This is a genomic window from Rhodococcus sp. NPDC127527 (assembly GCF_042672245.1).
Lineage (GTDB): Bacteria > Actinomycetota > Actinomycetes > Mycobacteriales > Mycobacteriaceae > Rhodococcus_G.
Map to the genome: position 1 here is coordinate 257,191 of NZ_JBHXVP010000006.1, position 14,145 is coordinate 271,335.

12 protein-coding genes and 1 pseudogene are annotated in these 14,145 nt (G+C 69.3%); 6 read left to right on the forward strand and 7 right to left on the reverse strand.

Translation table 11 applies throughout. The features are described 5' to 3' along the window. Positions 1 to 14: 14 nt before the first annotated feature. Complete coding sequence (locus tag ACFVH2_RS13200) at positions 15 to 533, forward strand: DinB family protein (RefSeq protein WP_378424244.1); 519 nt, start codon at positions 15 to 17, stop codon at positions 531 to 533. A 231-nt stretch (positions 534 to 764) separates the two neighbouring features. Next, positions 765 to 1,892 (forward strand): NDMA-dependent alcohol dehydrogenase, encoded by a 1,128-nt coding sequence (locus ACFVH2_RS13205; RefSeq protein WP_378424246.1) that lies wholly within the window; start codon positions 765 to 767, stop codon positions 1,890 to 1,892. 123 nt (positions 1,893 to 2,015) lie between these two features. Here the strand turns inward: ACFVH2_RS13205 and ACFVH2_RS13210 are convergent. Then, positions 2,016 to 2,771 (reverse strand): annotated as a pseudogene (locus ACFVH2_RS13210) (alpha/beta fold hydrolase); the annotation flags it as partial. Positions 2,772 to 2,891: 120 nt separating this feature from the next. Here ACFVH2_RS13210 and ACFVH2_RS13215 point away from each other — a divergent pair. From ACFVH2_RS13215 to ACFVH2_RS13230, 4 genes are all read left to right on the forward strand, one after another. Then, positions 2,892 to 3,515: a TetR/AcrR family transcriptional regulator gene (locus ACFVH2_RS13215; protein ID WP_378424248.1), complete on the forward strand. Its 624-nt coding sequence runs from the start codon at positions 2,892 to 2,894 to the stop codon at positions 3,513 to 3,515. 23 nt (positions 3,516 to 3,538) lie between these two features. Continuing rightward, on the forward strand, positions 3,539 to 4,354 hold the full coding sequence (locus ACFVH2_RS13220; protein WP_378424250.1) for a serine hydrolase domain-containing protein: 816 nt from the start codon (positions 3,539 to 3,541) through the stop codon (positions 4,352 to 4,354). Positions 4,355 to 4,487: 133 nt separating this feature from the next. Then, positions 4,488 to 5,009 carry a DUF3145 domain-containing protein gene (locus ACFVH2_RS13225; protein WP_378424252.1) on the forward strand — a complete coding sequence of 174 codons (522 nt, stop codon included), beginning with the start codon at positions 4,488 to 4,490 and terminating at the stop codon, positions 5,007 to 5,009. Between the two features lie 214 nt (positions 5,010 to 5,223). Next, positions 5,224 to 5,424, forward strand: a complete 201-nt coding sequence (locus ACFVH2_RS13230) for a cold-shock protein (protein WP_378424254.1) — start codon at positions 5,224 to 5,226, stop codon at positions 5,422 to 5,424. Positions 5,425 to 5,492: 68 nt separating this feature from the next. On the opposite strand, the gene ACFVH2_RS13235 is transcribed toward ACFVH2_RS13230, so the two are convergent. The 6 genes from ACFVH2_RS13235 to aceE form a co-directional block, all read right to left on the reverse strand. Continuing rightward, entirely contained in the window at positions 5,493 to 6,926 is a 1,434-nt protein-coding gene (locus tag ACFVH2_RS13235; protein WP_378424256.1) for an acyl-CoA carboxylase subunit beta, read from the reverse strand. Positions 6,927 to 7,032: 106 nt separating this feature from the next. After that, positions 7,033 to 8,283, reverse strand: a complete 1,251-nt coding sequence (locus tag ACFVH2_RS13240; RefSeq protein WP_378424258.1) for a KasA/KasB family beta-ketoacyl-ACP synthase — start codon at positions 8,281 to 8,283, stop codon at positions 7,033 to 7,035. Further along, complete coding sequence (gene acpM / locus ACFVH2_RS13245) at positions 8,280 to 8,588, reverse strand: meromycolate extension acyl carrier protein AcpM (RefSeq protein ID WP_378424260.1); 309 nt, start codon at positions 8,586 to 8,588, stop codon at positions 8,280 to 8,282. Before acpM ends, ACFVH2_RS13240 begins: the two co-directional genes overlap by 4 nt. Positions 8,589 to 8,724: 136 nt before the next feature. Next, positions 8,725 to 9,633, reverse strand: a complete 909-nt coding sequence (locus ACFVH2_RS13250) for an ACP S-malonyltransferase (protein WP_378424261.1) — start codon at positions 9,631 to 9,633, stop codon at positions 8,725 to 8,727. 128 nt (positions 9,634 to 9,761) lie between these two features. Beyond that, positions 9,762 to 11,111 carry a PucR family transcriptional regulator gene (locus tag ACFVH2_RS13255; protein ID WP_378424263.1) on the reverse strand — a complete coding sequence of 450 codons (1,350 nt, stop codon included), beginning with the start codon at positions 11,109 to 11,111 and terminating at the stop codon, positions 9,762 to 9,764. 112 nt (positions 11,112 to 11,223) lie between these two features. Further along, positions 11,224 to 14,043 carry a pyruvate dehydrogenase (acetyl-transferring), homodimeric type gene (gene aceE / locus ACFVH2_RS13260; RefSeq protein WP_378424265.1) on the reverse strand — a complete coding sequence of 940 codons (2,820 nt, stop codon included), beginning with the start codon at positions 14,041 to 14,043 and terminating at the stop codon, positions 11,224 to 11,226. Positions 14,044 to 14,145: the final 102 nt, after the last annotated feature.

A 14,145-nucleotide genomic window follows, 5' to 3' on the forward strand; every position in this document is an offset into this window, starting at 1 on the left:
CGTAGCATCGACGCATGGCGATCACTCCCGACACCAAGAACTGGACCTGGGTGCTCGAATGCCCTTGTCCCGACTGCGGATTCGATCCGGCGTCCGCGCCGTTCGATCGGGTCCCCGAGCTGCTGCGGGCGAATGTCGCCCGCTGGCCGGCCGTCCTCGCGCGACCGGACGTCGCGGTGCGGCCGAATGAGCAGACCTGGTCGCCGCTCGAGTACGCGGCGCACGTGCGCGACGTCTTCCGGGTGTTCCGGGGCAGGCTCGACCTGATGCTCGCCCAGGACGCCCCGTCCTTCCCGAACTGGGACCAGGACGCGACCGCGGTCGCCGAGCACTACGCCGAGCAGGATCCGCGGACGGTGGCCACCGAACTGACCGAGGCGGGCCTCGCGGCGGCGGACGCCTTCGAGGCAGTGCCGGTGCGCGACCGCGAACGTCGGGGGCTGCGCAGCGACGGATCCGCGTTCACCGTGGCGACGCTGGCGACGTACTTCCTGCACGACCCCGTCCATCACCTGAACGACGTGCGCGGATGACGGACATTCGTCCAGTTCGTCGGCCGCGCGGTGCCGTAGCGGCCGACAGACACGCCGACCTGACCGCGGGGTAACCGCCTCTCACCTGCGAATTCAGTACTACGTTAGACCGTGCTACGAAATTCGCTTAGAACGTGTTCCAATTCTTCCGATTTCCGGCTATCGTGTGCCCTTGTGATAACCGTCACCTCGATCACGAGAAGCTGACGCGGAACGAAAGGCCGGTACGAAATGAAGACAAAGGGCGCGCTCCTGTGGGGCCTCAACGAGCCGTGGTCGGTCGAGGAGATCGAGCTCGGTGACCCGCGTGACGGCGAGGTCCAGATCCGCATGGAGGCGGCCGGAATGTGCCACTCCGACTACCACATCGTCACCGGCGCCACCCCGATGCCGTCCTTCCCCGCGCTGGGCGGGCACGAGGGCGCCGGCGTGGTCACCAAGGTCGGCCCGAACGTGAAGAGGCTGAAGGAGGGCGACCATGTCGTGCTGTCCTTCATTCCGGCCTGTGGCACCTGTGACCCGTGTACGCAGGGTCACTCGAACCTCTGCGACCTGGGCATGGGCCTGCTGAGCGGCCAGTCCATCTCCGACGGCTCGTACCGCATCCAGGCCCGCGGCCAGAACGTCATCCCGATGTCCCTGCTGGGCACGTTCTCCCCGTACATGACCGTGCACGAGTACTCCGCGGTCAAGATCGACGAGCACATCCCGTTCGAGGTCGCCGCGCTCGTCGGCTGCGGCGTGACGACGGGCTGGGGCTCGGCGACCAACGTCGCGCAGGTCCGTCCGGGCGACACCGTCGCGATCGTCGGCGTCGGCGGCGTCGGCATGGCTGCGCTGCAGGGCGCGGTGGTCTCGGGCGCACGCCATGTCATCGCCATCGACCCGGTCCCGTTCAAGCGCGAGCAGGCCCTCAAGTTCGGTGCGACGCACGCCTACGCGAGCCTCGAGGAGGCCATCGTCCCGGTCATGGAGCTGACCTGGGGCAAGATGTGCCAGAAGGTCATCCTCACCATGGGCGAGATGGACGGCGCGATGGTGGACCCGGCGCTGACCCTGACTGCCAAGACGGGCACCTGCGTCGTGACCTCCATGGGCAACATGTCCGACATGGACGTGAAGATGAACCTCTTCCTCTTCGCGATGCTGCAGAAGACGCTCAAGGGCAACGTCTTCGGTGGCGCCAACCCGCGCCACGAGATCCCGATGCTGCTCGACCTGTACAAGTCGGGTCAGCTCAACCTGCAGGACATGATCTCCAACACCTACAGCCTCGAGCAGATCAACGAGGGCTACCAGGACATGCTGGACGGGAAGAACCTGCGCGGCGTCATCAAGTACACCGACGCGGACCGCTAGACCGCACCCGCACACGACCGCGCTCGTGAGGAGTCCGTGGACGAGATCGGCCACCCGGTCGGGGGCGTCGAGTGGCACGAGTGCAGCGCAGTCGTCGAGCACCACCAGCCGGGCGCCCGGGAGGTCGGAGGCGAGCCGGCGTCCCAGCGCCGTCCCGAAGACGCGGTCGTCGGAACCCCATATCAGCAGCGTCGGACCGCGGCGCTGCCGCAGCTGACGTGCCGCGGCCAGCGTGTGCGCGGAATCGATGCCGGCGAAGAAGGCGCGGGTGTCACGTCGAACCGCTCGATCTAGCAACGGCCTGGTCCAGCCGGACACCACCGCGTCGGAAGGGCGGCGATGGCTGAGCAGGCGCGGAATCGCCAGGGTGCGAACCCTTCTGGAGCGGGTGAGTTGCCCGGACAGGGCGAGGACCCCGGGGACCCGACCCAGCGCGAAGAAGGCTCGCAGCGACGGCGGCGGGAACTGTTCGTAGGCGTCGCACGAGGTCAGGACCAGGGTGTGGACGAGGTCGGGGTGGCGGGCGGCGAGGATCTGACTCAGGGCGCCGCCCGTGTCGTTGCCCACCACGGTGACTCGCTCGAGGTCCTGTGCGGCGACGATCTCCGCGAGCAGATCCGCCAGCGCCGGCGGGTCGAGATTCGCGCCGCGACGCATCGGTCGAATGTGGGAGCCAAGGGGGAGGGTCGGCAGCAGGCATCGGTACCCCAGGGCGGCGGCCTGCTCCGCGACGCCGTCCCAGAGGTGGCTGTCGACGAGCGCGCCGTGCACGAACAGCAGCGGCGAGCCGGTCCGGGCGCCGATCTCGCGTAGGTGCACTGGGCCCGTGGTGGTCTCGATCCAGCGTTCGGTCTGCGCGGGGGAGTCGCTGTTCGTCATGGCACGCTCCTGTATTGAAAATGGATTCAATAGCACCTCCGACGGTAGCCTCTATTGAATTGACTTTCAATAGCTCGCTCGACCCGAGCGAGCTAGCGAGACTGAGGGGAGGGTGCGACCGTGCCCGAACAGCGCACCCGGTTGACGTCCGAACAGCGCCGCACCGAGCTGATCGAGGCAACCCTGCGTGCGCTCGTCACGCGGGAACCCGAGCGGCTGTCGGTGCAGGAGATCTCGGCGGAGGCCGGGGTGTCGAGCGGACTGCTGTACCACTACTTCGGCGGCAAGGACGCGCTGGTGGCCGCGGCGATGGAGTCGGCTGCGGACAAGATGATCGCCGACCTGGGTGCCTCCGCGCGGGAGGGCGCCCTGCTGGGCAGGCTGATGGCGGGCCTGCGGGCGTACCTGGACCACGTGCAGTTGCACAGCGTCGGGTGGCAGGCCCTGATGCGGGCCGGGGGAAGCTCGGAACTCGCGGCGCTCGCGCGCCGGGTCGACGCGGCCTCGTTCGAGTTGATCCTCGGCTCGCTGGGCATCGACGCGCCGAGTGAGACCATGGTGATGACGATCGAGTCGTGGCTGGCCTTCGAGAAGGCCGCGTGCCTGCGATGGCTCGCGAGTGCGGACATCGAACGGGCAGTGCTCGAACAGGTGCTGGTCGGCTCGTTCTTGGCGGCCCTGCAGGCCGCGGCCGGCGCGGACCCGGCGCTGGCCGCCGGGCTGGACAGGCTGACTCGGGGTTGAGGGCGGTCTCGTAGGCTGGAAAAATGCGCAGCCTCAACGCGATCGAGCAATGGCCCGTCGACCACGCCGCGGCGACGGTGGTCGGTCCGGACGGGCCGATCGGCGCCGCGGGCGAACCGGACCGGGTGTTCGCCCTGGCCTCGGTGACCAAGCCGTTGGTGGCCTACGCCGTGCTCGTCGCCGTCGAGGAGGGTGCGATCGAACTGGACGCGCCCGCCGGACCGCCCGGCGCCACCGTGCGGCACCTGCTCGCGCACGCGTCCGGGCTGGCGTTCGGCGAGCGCCGGGTGCAGGCCGCGCCGGGGGACAAGCGGATCTACTCGAGCGCGGGATTCGAGGTGCTCGCCGAGCTGGTCGAGGCCGAGACCTCGATCGCGTTCCCCGACTACCTGCGCGACGCGGTGTTCGCGCCGCTCGGCATGGCGGCCTCCGACCTGGTGGGCCCGGCCGGGCACGGCGCCCGCTCGTCCACCGGCGACCTGGCCCGTTTCGCCGCCGAACTGCTGCGGCCCACCCTGGTCTCCGAACAGACCGCCCGCGACGCCGCGACGGTGCAGTACCCCGGGCTGGCCGGTCTGCTGCCCGGTTACGGCACCCAGCGCCCCAACGACTGGGGACTCGGCTTCGAGATCAAGGGAGCCAAGTCGCCGCACTGGACCGGCTCGGCGAACTCGCCCGCGACCTACGGCCACTTCGGGCAGTCGGGCACGTTCCTGTGGGTCGACCCGGTCCGGCGCCTGTCGTGTGTAGCGCTGGCCGACCGGGACTTCGGCGACTGGGCGAAGGAGGCCTGGCCGCCGCTGAGCGACGCCGTGCTGGTCGAAGTCGACGGAAACTAGGCGAAACCACCCGTATTTTCGTTCCACTGGCGCAACACGGTGCACACGGGGCACACTGGTACCGCGTTACAGGCGTGGCTGCCGACATGAGGCCGTTGGGGAAGACGTCCCTCGTCGAAGCCGGAGGTGCCTTGTGCGCGCATTGAATCAGTTCGCCGACGCGACGAACGGTGTACTACACGTGCACTCGTCGCCAGCAGCGCTGTGCCCGCACGTCGAATGGGCCCTTGTCGCGACGCTCGACACCCGCCCGAACCTCAAGTGGACGTCCCAGCCGGCCTCGCCCGGCCAACTGCGCGCCACCAGCAACTGGGTCGGCCCCGTCGGGACGGGTGCCCGCCTGGTCAACGCCCTGCGCGCGTGGCCGATGTTGCGCTTCGAGGTCACCGAGGACCCGAGCGAGGGCGTCGACGGCGAAAGATTCAGCCACGTACCGGGACTCGGGCTGTGGCGGGGCTCGACGAGCGCCAACGGTGACGTCATCCTCGGCGAGATGCGACTGCGTGCGCTCATCGAGGAGCACGGCGGCGGGGACGCGCTGGCGTCCGAACTGGACAACGCGCTCGGCGCGGCCTGGGACCAGGCGCTGGAGCCGTACCGCAGCGGGGGCGAGGGCGGCGCCGAGGTGACCTGGCTGCACCGCGACGTCGGATAGCGGGCAGTGACAGGCGCGGGGAATGAATCCGACGGCGCCGTGGTTGAAGGTGGACGGTCGTAGTTTTTCTGTGTCTGTGTACCCGCACGCTCGCAAAGAACTTCAGTTGCGTGCGCTCTGTTTGCCTTCAGGAATCTGGAGACGCCGAGTCTCGAACCGGCCCGGGGTACCGCACGGTGTGGTCCCCGCAACCCAATCCCTGTAAGGAGCAAATATGACTCAGGGAACAGTCAAGTGGTTCAACGCGGAAAAGGGCTTCGGCTTCATCGCTCAGGCGGACGGACCGGACGTCTTCGTGCACTTCTCCGAGATCCAGGGCTCCGGCTTCAAGAGCCTCGAGGAGAATCAGCAGGTGGAGTTCGAGATCGCCCAGGGACCCAAGGGTCCTCAGGCCACCGCCGTTCATCCTCTGTGATCCACTGATCACGTAGGAAGGCCCCCGACCTCGCAGGTCGGGGGCCTTCTTCGCGTCGTGGGCTCGGCTCAGAGCGGGATGTTCTTGTGCGCCCCGCGGCGGGCCGGGGCCGCGGCCAGCGCCGCGGTGACGATGCTGCGGGTCTTGGCGGGATCGATCAGCTCGTCGACCACACCGATCGACATGGCCCGGCCGACACCGCCGGCGATCGCCTCGTGCTCGGCCGCGAGGCGATCGTGCAGCGCCTCGCGCTCGTCCTCCGGCGCGGCCGCCAGCGCCCGTTTGTGCAGGATGCCGACCGCGGCCTTGGCGCCCATGACCGCGACCTCGGCCTCCGGCCACGCGAACACGGCGGTGGCGCCGAGCGCGCGGGAGTTCATCGCGATGTAGGCGCCGCCGTAGATCTTGCGGGTCACCACGGTGACGCGGGGGACGGTCGCCTCGGCGAACGCGTGCAGCAGCTTGGCGCCGCGGCGCACCACGCCCTCCCACTCCTGGCTGACGCCGGGCAGGTAGCCGGGGACGTCGACGACGACGACGAGGGGGATCCCGAAGGCGTTGCACAGCCGCACGAAGCGGGCGGCCTTCTCCGCGCTCTCGGAGTTCAGGCACCCACCGAGTCGCAGCGGGTTGTTCGCGATGACGCCGACGGTCCGGCCGCCCATCCGGCCGAGGCCGGTGACGATGCTGCGCGCGTAGTTGCCCTGCAGTTCCTCGAAGCTGGACTCGCCGTCGACGTTGTCGAGCAGCTCGTGCACGATCGGACGGACGTCGTACGCGCGCTTGGCGGACTCGGGCATCATCGCCCGCAGGTCGCTGTCGCCGTGCTCGGCCGCGGCCTGGTCGAACTCGCCCTGGTCGGAGAACATCGACACCAGCCGGCGGGCCCGGTGCAGGGCGTCGAGCTCGTCGTGCGCGGCGATGTGCGCCACGCCGGACTTCTTGGTGTGGGTGTCGGGGCCGCCGAGCGAGGCCATGTCGACCTGCTCGCCGGTGACCGAGCGGACCACGTCGGGTCCGGTGACGAAGACGCGGCCCTCGGGCGCCATGATCACCACGTCGGTGAGGGCGGGACCGTAGGCGGCGCCGCCCGCGGCGAAGCCGAGGACGACGGAAAGCTGGGGGATCAGGCCGGACGCCCGGACCATGGCTTCGAACACGAGGCCGACGGCGTGCAGGGCTTCGACGCCCTCCGCCAGGCGGGCCCCGCCCGAGTGCCAGATGCCGACGATCGGGGCCTTCTCCTCGATGGCGGTGTCGATGGCCGCGACGATGTGCTTGCAACCCTCCACACCCATGGCGCCACCCATGACGGTGGCGTCGGAGCAGTAGGCGATGGTGCGGACGCCGTCGATCTCGCCGGACGCCGCGAGCACACCGGACTTGTCGCGGGGGTGCAGCGTGACGGTGGTCCCGGCGTCGAACAGGCTCTCGAGCCTCGTCAGGGGATCGCGCGGGTCGAGCTGGGAATCGGATCTGGTGATCGGAGCCAAGATGGTCATCGCCGGTCCTCCTTGAAGTGCTGAGCCGCCAGGGGCGGTGGCCGGGGGTGGGGTCCGGTCCCGGATGTCTCCGGGACCGGACCCACCGTCGAACTGTGCCGACCTGTCAGGCGCGGCCGAAGGCGAGCGCGACATTGTGCCCACCGAATCCGAACGAGTTGTTGATGGCGAAATCGAAATCGCCGTTGCGGGCTTCGCCCTTGACAACGTCGAGGTCGATCTCTGGATCCTGATTCTCGAGATTGAGCGTGGGGGGGATGATCCCGTCACGCACACTCAGGACCGTGAGCACTGCCTCGAGCGCACCGACGGCGCCGATAGAGTGCCCGAGCGCGGACTTCGGTGCGTACACCGCAGCATGCGTACCGACCGCGGAGTTGATCGCCGACGCCTCGGCGGTGTCGCCGATCGGTGTCGCGGTCGCGTGCGCGTTCACATGCTTGATGTCGGCCTTGGTCAGGCCGGCCGTCTGGATGGCCCGGGTCATCGCCCGCGCCGCTCCGGTGCCCTCGGGGTGCGGCGCCACGATGTGGTAGCCGTCCGAGGTGATGCCCGCACCCAGCAGTCGTGCGTGGATGGTGGCACCGCGCGCCTTCGCGTGCTCCTCGGTTTCGAGGACCATCATCGCGCCCGCCTCGCCGAAGACGAAGCCGTCGCGATCCCTGTCGAACGGGCGCGAGGCGCCCGCCGGGTCGTCGTTGCGGGAGCTGAGCGCCCGCATCATCGCGAAGCTCGCGATGGGAAGCGGGTCGATCTGGCCCTCGACACCACCGGTGACGATGATGTCGGCGTCGCCCATGACCAGCATCCGGTACGCGTGCGCGATCGCCTCCGAGCCGGACGAACACGCCGACACGGGCGTGATGACGCCGGCGCGGGCGCCGAGCTCGAGCCCGACCACCGCCGACGGACCGTTCGGCATCACCATCTGCACCGCGAACGGCGAGACCTTCCGGAATCCGCCGTTGCGCATCTTGTCGACGGTGTCGATCAGTGCCTCGCCACCGCCGAGTCCGGTGCCGATGACCACCCCGAGGCGGTCGTTGTCGACCTCGGGACTGCCCGCGTTCTCCCACACCTGGCGGCTGAGTACGAGGGCGAGTCGCTCCACGTAGCTCATCCGCCGGATCTCGACGCGGGAGAGGGAATCGTCGGGGCTCACCTTGAGGTGGCCACCGATTCGGACGGGGAGATCGAACTCCTCGATGAACGGATCGTCGAGGATCCCGATTCCGGATTCGCCGGCGAGCAGGCCCTTCCACGTGGCATCCACGTCACCAGCGATCGACGTCGTGGCCGCGAGGCTGGTGACGACGACGTTGGGGAAGTTCCTGGTGGAAGTCACGGGCGAGCTCACTCCTCGTTCTTGGCGGAGTCGATCTTGGCCTTGACGGCGTCGGCGATGTCGCCGCCCTCGGCCTCGAGCTTCTGGATGTAGCCGACGGCGTCGCCGACGGTGCGCAGGCTCGCGAGGTCCTCGTCCGGGATCTTGACGCCGTACTTGTCCTCGGTCTGGACGGCGATCTCGACCATGGACAGCGAGTCGATGTCGAGGTCGTCGATGAAGGACTTCTCGATGGTCACCTCGGACGGCTCGATGCCGGTGACCTCCTCGATGATCTCCGCGAGTCCGGCAATGAGTTCTTCCTGCGTGGCGGCCACTGGGTGGCTCCCTTCTTGGTTGGTGTTTCTCTTCGGGTCCTGCAATCGGCCGGTGAGCTAGGTGGCCGATCTCGTGCAAGTCGTGCGTGGTGCAAGTTCCTCGATGTCCGGGTCGGACGGTGAGGTTGTACCCGACTCAGGTGAACTGCGAGAGTCCGTCCAGATCGTCGGGAGTCTTGAGGGCGAGCGTCGGCGTGCCGCGCATCTCGCGCTTGGCGATACCGACCAGGGTTCCGGCCGGGGGCAGCTCGACGATTGCGTCGGCCTCGGCGGTGCGGAGGTATTCGGTGCACAGGTCCCAGCGCACCGGCTTGGTTACCTGGGCGGCCAGCTTGGCCAGCGCGTCGGCGCCGGAGGTGACCGGCTGACCGTCGGAGTTGGACAGCAGGGTGCGGGTCGGCTCCGAGGGGACGATGCGCGATGCCGCCGCGGTGACCGCGTCCTGCGCGGGACCCATGAACGTGGTGTGGAAGGCGCCCGCCACGGGGAGCGCCCGGACCCGAGCCTTCTCCGGCGGGTTCTCGGCCAGTTCGGCGAGGGCACTCAGCAGGCCGGCCGCGACGATCTGACCGGCCGCGTTGCGGTTCGCGGGGGCGAGTCCGAGTTCGTCGAGCCGGGCGAGGACGGTGGCCTCGTCTCCGCCGAGGACCGCCGACATGCCGGTCGGCTCGATCGCGCAGGCCTTGGCCATCTCCGCTCCGCGCAGCGCGGCGAGCGCGACCGCGTCGTCGGCGGAGATGACGCCGGCGATGGCGGCGGCGGCCAGCTCGCCGACCGAGTGGCCTGCGGTGATCAGGTCGGCGGGGGCCTGCCCGCGACGGTCGAGTTCCTCGAACGCCAGCAGCGCGGCGGCCACCACGAGGGGCTGGGTCACCGCCGTGTCGGTGATCTCCTCCGCGGTCGCAGTGGTGCCGAGGCGGACGAGGTCGAGGCCGGACGCCTTCGACCAGATGGCGAGACGATCGGCCGTGCCCGGCAGCTCCAGCCAGGGGCTGAGCATGCCGGGAGTCTGGGACCCCTGACCAGGGGCAAGCAACGCAATCACAGGACTAAGGGAACACCGTTCAGGTGCCCCCGTGAGGTGTTGTTGGCCATGAACCTTGGACAAGTGTTTTGTAGAAGGTCCACAAAACGGCACGTCGGCGTCCGCTATCGCGATTGGACGGTCGTCCGTTACAGGCCCAATCCACGGATTGTTGCGGCTGTGACTGAAGTGGTAGAAAGCGCCGATTCGTGACGAGTTTGAGTCAGTCTTCCGACCGTTGCTGCGATTCGGAGTACGTACGCGTCGCGCGGGTTTGTCGGATCCCTCCCAGTCACCTCGGCGATTTTCTTCAGCCGGTACCGCACGGTATTTGGATGGACGAACAGTTGGCGGGCGCAGGTCTCGACCGCGGCACCGCAGTCCAGGTACGCGTCGAGGGTGTCGGTCAGGTTCGATCCCGAGGACGCCAGCGGCTGGACGAGCAGATCGTTGAGGGAGTCCATCGCGGCCCGGTCGCCGAGCAGGGCGCGCTCGGGGAGGAGTTCGGCGGCGTGCACGGGCCGCGGCGCGGCGCGCCAGCCGGTGACGGCCTCCATCCCGGCCAGCGCCTCGACCGCGCTGAAGTGCGCGGCGCCGAGCGTCGGGGTGGTCGGTCCGATCACCACGGGCCCGGACGAGAAGTTGGTCAGCAGGTCGGTGAGGAAGGGCCGGTTGGTCTGGGACTGCTGCATGTCGCCGCTGACCACCATGACCAACCGTGAACCCTGGACCACCGCGAGGGCGGCCCGGCCGTGCTTCTGGGCTGTGGTGTGCACGGTCGAGACCACCGACACGCCCTGGTCGGGCGGCGGCGTTCCGACCAGCACGGTGGCCGGCGCGTTGGCGTCCCAGTTCAGCGTCGCCGCGCGCGAGAGCATGTCCGGACCGCTGTCCCCGCGCACGACGGCGTCGACCACCAGCGCCTCGAGGCGGGTGTCCCAGGCGCCGCGCGACTCGGCCGCGCTCGCGTACACCGAGGCCGCCGTGAACCCCAGCTCACGGCCGTAGCGCAGCACCGCCTCGGTCAACGCTACGAGCTGGCGTTCGTTGCGGGCCAGCGCGGGCAGCCACTGTTCGAAGAACTCCATCGCCACCCGGACCATGTCCACCGTCTGGCGCAGCGTCAGTCGTCGGGCCAGGTCCTGCGGGATGACCTGGAAGGCGTCGAGGCTGAACCGGATGTCGCTCTCGGGGTTCTGCAGCCACTCGAGGAAGTTCACCACGGCGGTCTGCACCAGCAGTTGGACGCTGGCGCGCTGGTCCGCGTCGAGGTCGCCGAAGAACGGCAGCTGATCCTGCATGGAGGTGACGGCCTCGGTGGACAGGCGGCCGGAGAACTGTTTGACCCGTCGCAGCAGGGCGTCGGGCAGCGGATCGCGGGTCTGGCGCGTGCGTGCGAAGGCCGGGGAGGGGGCGTGGCGGGGTGTGTCGTCGCCCGGCGTCACCGACGTCGCGTCGTCGCCCGGCGGTGCCGCCGCGGCGGACTCCTGCTCACCCATAACACCGAAACGTACGCCCTTCCGGGACCGTACCGGCATTCCGGCGCACCGAACGGGGGCGTCCCGGCACCGCGAACGGTGCCGGGACGCCCCGGCCGACGGTCGCCGGCGGCTACGCGCTGCCGGGATCCTTGAGCGACGTCGGTGCCGCGAGCACGTCGTCGATCCGGTACTGGCGGGCCGCCGCCGCGGGCGTGTTGTGCTCGACCTTGCCCGCCCGGGCGAGACCGGACAGCACGGCCACGACGATCGACTCGGCGTCCACGTTGAAGTAGCGCCGCGCCGCGGTCCGGGTGTCGGAAAACCCGAACCCGTCGGTGCCGAGCGTGGTGTAGTCGCCGGGCACCCACTGCCGGATCTGGTCCGGGACCGCCCGCATCCAGTCGGAGGCCGCCACGAACGGACCCTCGGCGCCGGCCAGGGCCGAGGTCACGAACGGCGTCGGCGCGGCGAGGTCGGGGCTGCGCAGGGCGGCCTTCTCGCACTCGATGCCGTCGCGGCGCAGTTCGCCCCACGAGGTCACCGACCACACGTCGGCGGCCACGCCCCAGTCGTCGGCGAGCAGCTGCTGCGCGCGCAGACCCTCCGGCATCGCGACGCCCGAGACCAGGATCTGCGCACGCGCGCCGGACCCCTCGGACCTGCTGTATCGGTAGATGCCCTTGAGCAGGCCCTCGACGTCGAGGTCCGCCGGCTCGGCCGGCTGCTGGTAGGGCTCGTTGTAGATGGTCAGGTAGTAGAAGACGTTCTCCCCGCCGAAGCCGTCCACACCGGGCGTGCCGCCGTACATCCGGCGCAGGCCGTCCTTGACGATGTGCGCGATCTCGTACGAGTACGCCGGGTCGTAGGTGACCGCCGCCGGGTTGGTCGACGCGAGCAGCAGCGAGTGCCCGTCCGCGTGCTGCAGGCCCTCGCCGGTCAGGGTCGTACGGCCCGCGGTGGCGCCGAGGACGAAGCCGCGGGCCATCTGGTCCGCCGCCGCCCACAGGCCGTCACCGGTCCGCTGGAAGCCGAACATCGAGTAGAAGATGTACAGCGGGATCATCGGCTCGCCGTGGGTGGCGTACGAGGTGCCGACCGCGGTGAACGAGGCCGTCGACCCCGCCTCGTTGATGCCCTCGTGCAGGATCTGCCCGATCGAGGACTCCTTGTAGGCGAGCATCAGGTCCGCGTCCACCGAGGTGTACAGCTGGCCGTTGCGGTTGTAGATCTTCAGCGACGGGAACCACGAGTCCATGCCGAAGGTGCGGGCCTCGTCCGGGATGATCGGCACGATCCGCTTGCCGATCTCCGGGTCGCGCAGCAACTCCTTGATGACGCGGACCAGCGCCATCGTGGTCGCGACCTCCTGCTTGCCCGACCCCTTGCGCACCGAGTCGTAGGTCTTGTCGTCGGGCAGCGTCAGCGGTGCGACGTCGGTGCGGCGCGAGGGCAGGAACCCGCCGAGCGACTTGCGGCGCTGCAGCATGTACTGGATCTCCGGCGCGTCGGGCCCGGGGTGGTAGTACGGCGGCAGGTACGGATCCTTCTCCAGTTCGGCGTCGGAGATCGGGATGCGCTGCAGGTCGCGGAAGCGCTTGAGGTCGTCGAGGGTGAGCTTCTTCATCTGGTGCGTGGCGTTGCGGCCCTCGAAGTGCTTGCCGAGGGTGTAGCCCTTGATGGTGTGCGCCAGGATCACCGTCGGCTGGCCCTTGTGCGCCATCGCCGCGGCGTACGCGGCGTAGACCTTGCGGTAGTCGTGGCCGCCGCGCTTGAGGTTCCAGATCTCCTGGTCGGACAGGTCCTTGACCAGTTCCTTGGTGCGCGGGTCGCGGCCGAAGAAGTGCTCGCGCACGAAGCCGCCGTCGTTGGCCTTGTAGGTCTGGTAGTCGCCGTCCGGCGTCTCGTTCATCAGGTTGACGAGCGCGCCGTCCTTGTCGGCGTGCAGCAGCGCGTCCCACTCGCGGCCCCAGACCACCTTGATGACGTTCCAGCCGGCGCCGCGGAAGAACGACTCGAGCTCCTGGATGATCTTGCCGTTGCCGCGGACTGGGCCGTCGAGGCGCTGCAGGTTGCAGTTGACGACGAAGGTGAGGTTGTCCAGGCCCTCGGTCGCCGCCACGTGTGCCAGGCCCCGCGACTCGGGCTCGTCCATCTCGCCGTCGCCGAGGAACGCCCACACGTGCTGGTCGGAGGTGTCCTTGATGCCGCGGTCGTGCAGGTAGTGGTTGAACCGGGCCTGGTAGATGGCGTTCATCGGGCCCAGACCCATGGAGACGGTCGGGAACTCCCAGAAGTCCGGCAGCAGGCGCGGGTGCGGGTACGACGGCAGTCCGCCGCCGGCGTCCGCGTGGCTGTGCTCCTGGCGGAAGCCGTCCATCTGCGCGGCGGGGATGCGGCCCTCCAGGAAGGCGCGGGCGTAGATGCCGGGGGAGGCGTGACCCTGGATGAAGATCTGGTCGCCGCCGCCCGGGTGGTCCTTGCCGCGGAAGAAGTGGTTGAAGCCCACCTCGTAGAGGGCGGCGGAGGACGCGTAGGTGGAGATGTGGCCGCCGACGCCGACGCCGGGGCGCTGCGCGCGGTGCACCATGATCGCGGCGTTCCAGCGGATCCAGGCGCGGAATCGGCGCTCGACCTCCTCGTCACCGGGGAACCAGGGCTCGTTCTCGGTGGGGATGGTGTTGACGTAGTCGGTGGAGGTGAGTGCGGGGATCGCGACGTTCCGCTCGCCGGCGCGCTCGAGCAGTCGCAGCATCAGGTAGCGGGCGCGGGACGGGCCCGAGCGTTGCAGCAGATCGTCGAAACTCTCGATCCATTCGCCGGTCTCGTCCGGATCGATGTCGGGAAGGTAGGAGGCGACGCCCTCACGGATCACGCGTACGCGGCCATCGGCGCTGGGTACGGGATGCGGCGTGGGTTGCGATACCGGGTCCTGGGTGTGCTCGGACAACATTTGCTCCTCATCGCGGTGGACGCTCGGTGCGGCGCCCGATCCAGCCGAGTCGCCAGTGTGACGGCGGCTCGGTTTACAACTTGACGGTGATCTACATCAATC

Coding starts and splice junctions, on each gene's coding strand:
- ACFVH2_RS13200 (WP_378424244.1), top strand. CDS start 15: ATGGCGATCACTCCCGACACCAAGAACTGGACCTGGGTGCTCGAATGC.
- ACFVH2_RS13205 (WP_378424246.1), top strand. CDS start 765: ATGAAGACAAAGGGCGCGCTCCTGTGGGGCCTCAACGAGCCGTGGTCG.
- ACFVH2_RS13235 (WP_378424256.1), bottom strand. CDS start 6,926: ATGACCATCTTGGCTCCGATCACCAGATCCGATTCCCAGCTCGACCCG.
- ACFVH2_RS13230 (WP_378424254.1), top strand. CDS start 5,224: ATGACTCAGGGAACAGTCAAGTGGTTCAACGCGGAAAAGGGCTTCGGC.
- ACFVH2_RS13255 (WP_378424263.1), bottom strand. CDS start 11,111: ATGGGTGAGCAGGAGTCCGCCGCGGCGGCACCGCCGGGCGACGACGCG.
- ACFVH2_RS13220 (WP_378424250.1), top strand. CDS start 3,539: ATGCGCAGCCTCAACGCGATCGAGCAATGGCCCGTCGACCACGCCGCG.
- aceE (WP_378424265.1), bottom strand. CDS start 14,043: ATGTTGTCCGAGCACACCCAGGACCCGGTATCGCAACCCACGCCGCAT.